This is a genomic window from Streptomyces sp. NPDC006235 (assembly GCF_040613735.1).
In the GTDB taxonomy this organism is placed as follows: domain Bacteria; phylum Actinomycetota; class Actinomycetes; order Streptomycetales; family Streptomycetaceae; genus Streptomyces.
In genome coordinates, this window is record NZ_JBEXSR010000007.1 from 277587 (window position 1) to 285940 (window position 8354).

General features: G+C 70.1%; 7 protein-coding genes and 1 pseudogene. 4 read left to right on the top strand and 4 right to left on the bottom strand.

Annotated elements, in window-relative coordinates; translation table 11 throughout:
* Positions 1 to 163 precede the first annotated feature (163 nt).
* A complete protein-coding gene (gene nadA, locus ABZ192_RS12235; RefSeq protein WP_356924417.1) occupies positions 164 to 1348 on the bottom strand; it encodes a quinolinate synthase NadA in 1185 nt (394 codons plus the stop codon).
* Positions 1349 to 1629: 281 nt separating this feature from the next.
* Between nadA and ABZ192_RS12240 the strand changes: the two genes are divergently transcribed.
* Positions 1630 to 1986 (top strand): iron-sulfur cluster assembly accessory protein, encoded by a 357-nt coding sequence (locus tag ABZ192_RS12240; RefSeq protein ID WP_086851802.1) that lies wholly within the window; start codon positions 1630 to 1632, stop codon positions 1984 to 1986.
* Between the two features lie 86 nt (positions 1987 to 2072).
* Here the strand turns inward: ABZ192_RS12240 and ABZ192_RS12245 are convergent, their stop codons facing one another.
* The gene (locus ABZ192_RS12245; RefSeq protein WP_356924418.1) at positions 2073 to 3986 is read right to left on the bottom strand and encodes a hypothetical protein; all 1914 of its coding nucleotides are present in this window, start codon (positions 3984 to 3986) and stop codon (positions 2073 to 2075) included.
* A 146-nt stretch (positions 3987 to 4132) separates the two neighbouring features.
* Positions 4133 to 4342: a hypothetical protein gene (locus ABZ192_RS12250; RefSeq protein WP_356924419.1), complete on the bottom strand. Its 210-nt coding sequence runs from the start codon at positions 4340 to 4342 to the stop codon at positions 4133 to 4135.
* Positions 4343 to 4474: 132 nt separating this feature from the next.
* Between ABZ192_RS12250 and ABZ192_RS12255 the strand changes: the two genes are divergently transcribed.
* Positions 4475 to 5449, top strand: coding sequence for a carbohydrate kinase family protein (locus ABZ192_RS12255; protein ID WP_356924420.1), 975 nt, complete (start codon positions 4475 to 4477; stop codon positions 5447 to 5449).
* A gap of 91 nt (positions 5450 to 5540) precedes the next feature.
* Here the strand turns inward: ABZ192_RS12255 and ABZ192_RS12260 are convergent, their stop codons facing one another.
* Positions 5541 to 6920: an aminotransferase class V-fold PLP-dependent enzyme gene (locus tag ABZ192_RS12260; protein ID WP_356924421.1), complete on the bottom strand. Its 1380-nt coding sequence runs from the start codon at positions 6918 to 6920 to the stop codon at positions 5541 to 5543.
* 263 nt (positions 6921 to 7183) lie between these two features.
* Between ABZ192_RS12260 and coxB the strand changes: the two genes are divergently transcribed.
* Both coxB and ABZ192_RS12270 read left to right on the top strand, forming a co-directional pair.
* On the top strand, positions 7184 to 8149 hold the full coding sequence (gene coxB, locus ABZ192_RS12265) for a cytochrome c oxidase subunit II (protein WP_356924422.1): 966 nt from the start codon (positions 7184 to 7186) through the stop codon (positions 8147 to 8149).
* Positions 8146 to 8354, top strand: a pseudogene (locus ABZ192_RS12270) (cytochrome ubiquinol oxidase subunit I); the annotation flags it as partial. The gene coxB and the pseudogene ABZ192_RS12270, both read left to right, overlap by 4 nt.

Below are 8354 nucleotides of genomic sequence, written 5' to 3' on the forward strand. Positions count from 1 at the left end.
GTGGGCTTTTTACTGTTTTTGCGTATTTTTCCCCACCAAACCCAAAACCTTCTGTGGGGCTTGGCCGTGTTTGTTGTGGGGGGGGCCCCCCCATTGGCCGCCCCCACCCCTTCGTACCCCGCTACGAGCTACGAGCTACGAGCTAGAAGCTACGGACTGCGGGCTACGGCAGCGCCAGCATCCGCTCCAGCGCCAGCTTCGCGAACGCCTCCGTCTCCTTGTCCACCTCGATGCGGTTGACCAGGTTGCCCTCGGCCAGCGACTCCAGGGTCCAGACCAGGTGGGGGAGGTCGATGCGGTTCATGGTCGAGCAGAAGCAGACCGTCTTGTCGAGGAAGACGATCTCCTTGCCCTCCGGTGCGAAACGGTTCGCCAGGCGGCGGACCAGGTTCAGCTCCGTGCCGATGGCCCACTTGGAACCGGCCGGGGCGGCCTCCAGGGCCTTGATGATGTACTCCGTCGAGCCGACGTAGTCCGCCGCGGCCACGACCTCGTGCTTGCACTCGGGGTGGACCAGGACGTTCACGCCCGGGATGCGCTCGCGCACGTCGTTCACCGAGTCCAGGCTGAAGCGGCCGTGCACCGAGCAGTGGCCGCGCCACAGGATCATCTTCGCGGCACGCAGCTCGTCGGCCGTCAGCCCGCCGTTCGGCTTGTGCGGGTTGTAGACGACGCAGTCCTCCAGGGACATGCCCATGTCCCGCACGGCGGTGTTGCGGCCGAGGTGCTGGTCCGGCAGGAAGAGGACCTTCTCGCCCTGCTCGAAGGCCCAGTCCAGGGCCCGCTTGGCGTTCGAGGAGGTGCAGATCGTGCCGCCGTGCTTGCCCGTGAACGCCTTGATGTCGGCGGACGAGTTCATGTACGAGACGGGCACGACCTGCTCGGCTATCCCGGCCTCGGTCAGCACGTCCCAGCACTCGGCGACCTGCTCGGCCGTCGCCATGTCGGCCATCGAGCAGCCGGCGGCGAGGTCGGGCAGGACGACCTTCTGGTCGTCGGACGTCAGGATGTCCGCGGACTCCGCCATGAAGTGCACACCGCAGAACACGATGTACTCGGCCTCCGGACGCGCCGCCGCGTCCCGGGCGAGCTTGAAGGAGTCCCCCGTGACGTCGGCGAACTGGATGACCTCGTCGCGCTGGTAGTGGTGGCCGAGCACGAAGACCTTGTCCCCGAGCTTCTCCTTCGCCTTGCGGGCGCGCTCCACCAGGTCCGGGTCGGACGGCGAGGGCAGGTCGCCTGGACACTCCACGCCCCGCTCGCTCTTCGGGTCGGCCTCACGGCCGAGGAGCAGCAGGGCGAGGGGCGTCGGCTGTACGTCGAGCTCCTGGGTTTGGGCGGTGGTCACGACACGCACCCTTTCTGTTCCGCGACTTTTCGTCGATTTGACGCTATCTATCATAACCGCTTCACGTCACTTTGACGATGGCCATAGCGTCTGTGTGACGTGAATCCCGGCGAGCCGCCGTTCATTCCCGGGAAGGCCCGGAAAGAGCCGTTTTCCGGTTCCCGGCGCGTGTGCGAGCATGAAAAGGAGCCGAGATCGAGCGCCCGGCCCGGAATGAATCCGCGGCCCCGCCGGTTGGACCCGTCGGCAAGCAGTCTCCGTACAACCCGGGAGAGATGTAGATGTCCGTATCGGACGAGACCACCACCGTCAGCGACGGCATCATCCTGACCGACGCCGCCGCGGACAAGGTCAGGACCCTGCTCGACCAGGAAGGCCGCGACGACCTCGCGCTGCGCGTCGCCGTCCAGCCCGGCGGCTGCTCCGGCCTGCGCTACCAGCTCTTCTTCGACGAGCGTTCCCTGGACGGTGACGTGGAGAAGGACTTCGGCGGTGTGAAGGTCGTCACCGACCGCATGAGCGCCCCGTACCTGGGCGGCGCCACGATCGACTTCGTGGACACGATCGAGAAGCAGGGCTTCACGATCGACAACCCGAACGCGACGGGCTCCTGCGCCTGCGGCGACTCCTTCAGCTGAGCCCGCCGAGCCGCTTCCCGCGGCCGCGGACATGACGAAGGCGGCGGCCCCCTCCGAGGGGACCGCCGCCTTCGCGCTGCGCCGTACTACCGCGCGTGCGTCGGGGGAGCCGGCAGTCGTGCGCCCTCCTTGGCCAGCGGGACGCCCTTGCCGTCCGAGCCCACGACCGCGCGGTCGCCGAGCGGCTCCTCCAGCTGCACGGTCTTCTGGAACTGCTTCGCGATCATGATGCAGACCTTGCCCGGCCACGGGGTCGAGGTCACCGTGACCTTCACCTCGTCCCCGCTCTCGCTCGCCTTCACGTCGTAGTCGGAGCACACCCCGCCCGTGAAGGTCACCGTCAGCTCCGAGCCCTCGGCCCGGTAGCCGTCCACCTTCACATCACGCGGCTCGGGAGCCGACGTCGGCTTGTCACTCGGCCCGCTCGGCGTCGAGGAGGCCAGGTACTTCGGGTCGACCGCCGGGTACGTCACCGTGAACGGGTCCTTCGCGCCCGGCGCCGTCACCTCGAACAGCCAGGACGGCACCAGCGCCTGCCGCCCGTCCACGAAGTGCGAGGCCAGCCCGAACACCGCGTTCCGCACCGTCACCGCGTCCTGCTCGGGCGCGCCGCTCGCCGACGACCCGCAGGGCTGCTCCAGCCGGTCCTTCAGCGGCACGGGGCTCGCGCAGCCGCCGATGCCCATGCGGTGGTCGCCCGTCGGCCGCTTCTCCATCAGCTTCAGCGCCTCCCCGGCGCCGACCACGGGGTACGTGTCGCCCTTCACCGGTGTCTTCAGCTGACCGCTGCCGCCGACGACCTCGCCGTCCGAGCCGACCGTGACTGCGGTCGTCCAGCCGTGCGTCGGCAGTCCGCCGACCTCGGGAGCGGCGTTCACCACCCGCTGGGCGCCCATGACCTGGCTCATGTCGAGCTTCGCGTCGTCCTGACCCAACGCCTTCAGCACGGGCGCCGCGGCCTTCTCGGCCTCCGCCTCGCTCACCGGGCTGCCGCCGGAGCGCGGAGCGGTGCAGGCGTCGGTGCCCTTGCAGGCGTCGGTGCCGGGGGCGTACCGGTTGAAGGTCCAGGCGCCGGGTGCCCGCCTGTTCACCTGGAGGCTCGGCCCCGATCCGTCCTGACCGGCCCCGACTTTCCAGGCCTCGCCCTGCGCCACCGGAGTCCCCTCGACCCCGAGGGCCTCCGCCAGCCGGGCCACGTCCTCCTTGGTGACCTGGCCCCGGGCCCGGTACACCGGGGCTTCGCCGGGACCGTCCGGGAGCGGGCCGTCGACCCGGTAGGTGGCGCCGTAGGGGTTCGGCTCACCGGGCGCGATGCCGTTGCCGCCCGACGTGGATTCCGAGTAGCCGTCGAGCGCGAGCGGCGGGGGAGTGCCGTCCCCGGCGGGCGCGCCCGGCGTCGAACCGCCACCGCCACCGGAGCCGCCCGAGGCGTTGGCCGCGAGCCAGGCCCCGCCACCGCCGATCAGCAGCACGGCGGCGGCGACGGAGGCGATGATCGCGGGCGTCCGCGACCGCCCACCGCCCGGACGGACCGGGTGCTCCTCGTCGCGGGGCACGTCGCCGTCGGGCGCGGGGGGCGTGTCCTCGGGTGCTTCCGGGGCCGGGCCGGTTTCCTCGGCGTCGGCACGGTCCGATTCTTCGTCCGTCCCTGCGGCCGCCGCGGGTGCTTGGTCCGTCTCTTCGGCGGCCGCGGGAGCTTGGTCCGTCTCCTCGGCCGCTGCGGGCGCGTCGTCCGCCGGCTCCGACTCCGAAGTCGGCGCGTCCTCCCGCGACGTCTCGGAAGCCTCGGCGGTCTCTGTCGTCTCCACTGCCTCAGCGGCCTCATCAGCCTCAGCGGCCTCGTAAGTCTCAGGAGCTTCGCCGGTCTCTGTGGCCTCAGATGCCTTCGCGGCCTCAGGGGTGTCCGCCGAACCCCGCTCCTCGACCTCCGGGGCGTCGGCGGATCCGGCGCCGCCCACTTCCCTGGCGTCGTCGTCGTTGTCGGGTCGCTCGGTGTTCACCGCATCGCTCCTTCGGCTGCACAGCTGTCCCATGGGACCCGGCCCGGTCCGACACGGGCAGCTGTCGGGTCGTATCCCGCCTCCCCTTTACGGGGGACGGCGATGGGACGCAGCGGGGGAGCGCACGGTTCCCTGCAGCGCGCCGCTCAGTCTCCGTAGTCCGACATCGCGTCGAGCAGCCGCGCCGACGCCGGGGGGACGGTCACACCGTGGATCAGGGCCGGGGAGACCGGCCGGGAGGCGACCCGGTCGGGAGCCGCCCAGTGAGGTGCCATCCGGGCGCCGTCGCCCGGCAGCGACGCCAGGTCGCCTTCGAGATCGACCGGAACGGGCACCTGGACCTTGAGGTTCGTCATATCCGCACCGTAGGCACGCCGGACCTCACGGAGAAAGATCTACTATCGGGTAGTTTCCATGCCTTCAGAGCGGCCCCGTCCACCCGATAGCGTGAAGCGTCAAGGTCCGCCTCCCACAGGAGAGTCCACGCCGTGCGCATCGCAGTCACCGGCTCCATCGCCACCGACCACCTCATGACGTTTCCCGGCCGCTTCGCCGACCAGCTCGTAGCGGACCAACTGCACACGGTTTCGCTGTCGTTCCTGGTCGACAAGCTCGACGTACGCCGCGGCGGCGTCGCCGCGAACATCGCGTTCGGAATGGGGCAGCTCGGCACCCGCCCGATCCTGGTCGGCGCCGCGGGCGCGGACTTCGACGAGTACCGGGCCTGGCTCGACCGGCACGGCGTCGACACCGAGTCCGTCCGCATCTCCGACACGCTGCACACCGCCCGCTTCGTGTGCACCACCGACGCCGACCACAACCAGATCGGCTCCTTCTACACCGGCGCCATGAGCGAGGCCCGCCTCATCGAGCTGAAGACCGTCGCCGACCGCGTCGGCGGTCTCGACCTGGTCTCCATCGGCGCCGACGACCCGGAGGCCATGCTCCGCCACACCGAGGAGTGCCGCTCCCGGAACATCCCGTTCGCCGCCGACTTCTCCCAGCAGATCGCCCGCATGGAAGGCGAGGAGATCCGCATCCTGCTGGACGGGGCGACGTACCTCTTCTCCAACGAGTACGAGAAGGGCCTCATCGAGTCCAAGACCGGCTGGACCGACGCGGAGATCCTGTCCAGGGTGGGCCACCGGGTGACCACCCTCGGCGCGCAGGGCGTGCGCATCGAGCGGGCCGGCGACGACCCGATCGAGGTCGGCACCCCCGACGAGGAGCGCAAGGCCGACCCGACCGGCGTCGGCGACGCGTTCCGCGCCGGGTTCCTCTCGGGCCTCGCGTGGGACGTCTCCCTGGAGCGTGCCGCCCAGGTCGGCTGCATGCTGGCGACTCTCGTCATCGAGACGGTGGGGACGCAGGAGTACCAGCTGCGGCGCGGGCACTTCATGGAGCGGTTCACCAAGGCGTACGGGGACGAGGCCGCGGCGGAGGTTCAGGCTCACCTGGCCTGACCACTGTCGTCTGCAGGGGCGTGGGCGCTGGTCGCGCCCACGCGGCGGAGCCGCGCATCGACACAGCCCCGCGCCCCTGAAGGAAGGGCGTTCAGCTCACCCGGCGGATCAAGTACGCCGTTCCCTTGGCCGCCGGCTCCTCGCCCACATACTCCTGGCTCCGCATCTCGCACCACGCCGGGATGTCCAGCCGCGCCGCCTCGTCATCCGACAGCACCCGGACCAGGCCGCCCACGGGCACGTCACCGATGACCTTGGCCAGCTCGATCACCGGTATCGGGCAGCGCTTGCCGAGGGAGTCGACGACCAGGACGTCCTCCTCGCGGGCGACCTCGGAGGCGACCGGCGCCCCCAGCTTCTCCCGCACCGCCGCCACCGTCCCCGGCAGCACCTCGAGGAACCGCTCGACGTCCTCCTCGGCCACCCCCACCGGCAGGGAAACCCGCACATTCCCCTCACTGAGTACGCCCATCGCCCGGAGCACATGGCTCGGCGTCAGCGTGCTGCTCGTGCAGGACGATCCGGACGAGACGGAGAAACCCTCCCGGTCCAGCTCGTGCAGCAGGGCCTCCCCGTCGACATAGAGACAGGAGAAGGTGACGACGCCGGGCAGCCTGTGCACCGGGTCGCCGACCACCTCGACGTCCGGCACGGCCTGCGGCACCCGCACCCGGATCCGCTCCGTCAGCTCCCGCAGTCGTGGGGCCTGCTCGGCGGCTTCGGCGCGTACGGCCCGCAGCGACGCGGCCGCCGCCACGATCGCCGGGATGTTCTCAAAACCGGGCGCACGCCCCGACTCCCGCTCGTCCACCGGCCCTTGCGGCGCGAATCGCACACCCTTGCGGACGACGAGCAGTCCGACCCCCGACGGGCCGCCCCACTTGTGGGCGCTGGCCGTGAGCAGCGACCAGTCGCCCTCCACCGGCCCCCATCCCAGCGACTGCGCCGCGTCCACCAGCAGCGGCACGCCCGCCGCCCGGCACACCTCGGCCACCTCGGCCACCGGCTGCTCGGTCCCCACCTCGTGATTGGCCGACTGCAGACAGGCCAGCGCCGTGTCCACGCGCAGGGCGGCCGCGTACGCCGACGGCTCCACCAGACCGGTGCGGTCCACCGCGATCTGCGTGACGGTCCCACCGGCGGACTCGTGAAGCTCCGCCGAATGCAGTACAGACGAATGTTCGACTGCTGACACGATCAGGTGGCGCCCGACCCGCCTCCGCCCGGCCAGCGCCCCGGCAATCCCCGTGTGCACGGCACGCGTTCCGGACGAGGCGAAGATCAGCTCGTCCGGCCGGCACCCCACGGCCTCGGCAGCGGCCTCCCGCGCCGCGTCCAGCAGCACCCGGGCGCGCCGCCCCTCCCTGTACAGACGCGCGGGATCCGCCCACCCCTCGTCGAGGGAGGCCTGGAGGGCCTGCCGGGCGATCGGATGAAGCGGAGCAGCGGAAGCAGCATCGAAGTAGGCCACACCCCAACGCTAGAACGCCCAGCAGGAGACGTCCCAAGGGGCGCGGGGAACTGCGCGACAAGCCACAACGAACGCCGCAGCCGCCAAACCAGCGAACCACCCCTCCGCATAGGCACCCCTCCCCGAGAACCCCCGGAGGGCGTCGGCTAGGGTTTGGTCCGCATAAACATCCAAACCCCTGCCCGACGCAGGGCGGCGACCGACCAGCGAGAAGGCCAGGCCGCAGCCGATCCGCGCGGGCGAGACTCTCGGGAAGGCGCTACGTGAGTCCCAACGGCTCCGACCGCTCGCCGCGGCGCCCGATGCGGCGGAAGCTGCTGCAGGCACTGACCGCGGGCCTGGTCTTGGCGACAGCCACCGGTTGCTCGTACAACTGGGAAGACTTCCCCCGCCTTGGTATGCCCACCCCGACCACGGAAGAGGCTCCGCGGATCCTCTCCCTGTGGCAGGGGTCCTGGGCGGCTGCGCTCGCCGTTGGCGTGCTGGTGTGGGGTCTGATCCTGTGGAGTGCTTTCTTCCACCGGCGCAGCCGCACCAAGGTCGAGGTTCCTCCGCAGACCCGGTACAACATGCCCATCGAGGCGCTGTACACCGTGGTCCCGCTCATCATCGTCTCGGTGCTGTTCTACTTCACCGCCCGCGACGAGTCCGAGCTGCTCAGCCTCAAGAAGAAGCCCGACGTCACGGTCAACGTGGTCGGCTTCCAGTGGAGCTGGTGCTTCAACTACATCGAGCCGGTCGCCGGTTCCACGGGTGACGCCAAGAAGTCCCCGGAGCTCGACGCGATCCCGGACCGGTTCAAGAAGGACTTCCCGGCGAACGCCGGCGGCGTCTACGACTGCGGCACCCCCGGCACCCGGAACCCGCAGACCAACAACCCGGGCCCGACGCTCTGGCTGCCCAAGGGCAAGACCGTCCGCTTCGTCCTCACCTCGCGTGACGTCATCCACTCCTTCTGGGTGGTGCCGTTCCTGATGAAGCAGGACGTCATCCCGGGCCACACCAACGCCTTCGAGGTGACCCCCAACAAGGAGGGCACCTTCCTGGGCAAGTGCGCCGAGCTCTGCGGCGTCGACCACTCTCGGATGCTGTTCAACGTGAAGGTCGTCTCCCCCGAGCGCTACGAGCAGCACCTCAAGGACCTCGTGGACAAGCAGCAGAACGGTTACGTTCCTGCCGGCATCGCGCAGACGAGCCACGAGAAGAACCGGGAGACGAACAACCTGTGAGCATCCTCAACGAACCCCAGGGTGCCGCGGCAGCAGGGTCCCACTACCAGGACGAGCTGCCGGTCAGGCGCCAGAACCGCGGCAGCGTCGTGGTCAAGTGGCTGACGACGACGGATCACAAGACGATCGGCACGCTGTACCTGGTGACGTCGTTCGCGTTCTTCGTCATCGGTGGCGTGATGGCGCTGTTCATGCGCGCCGAGCT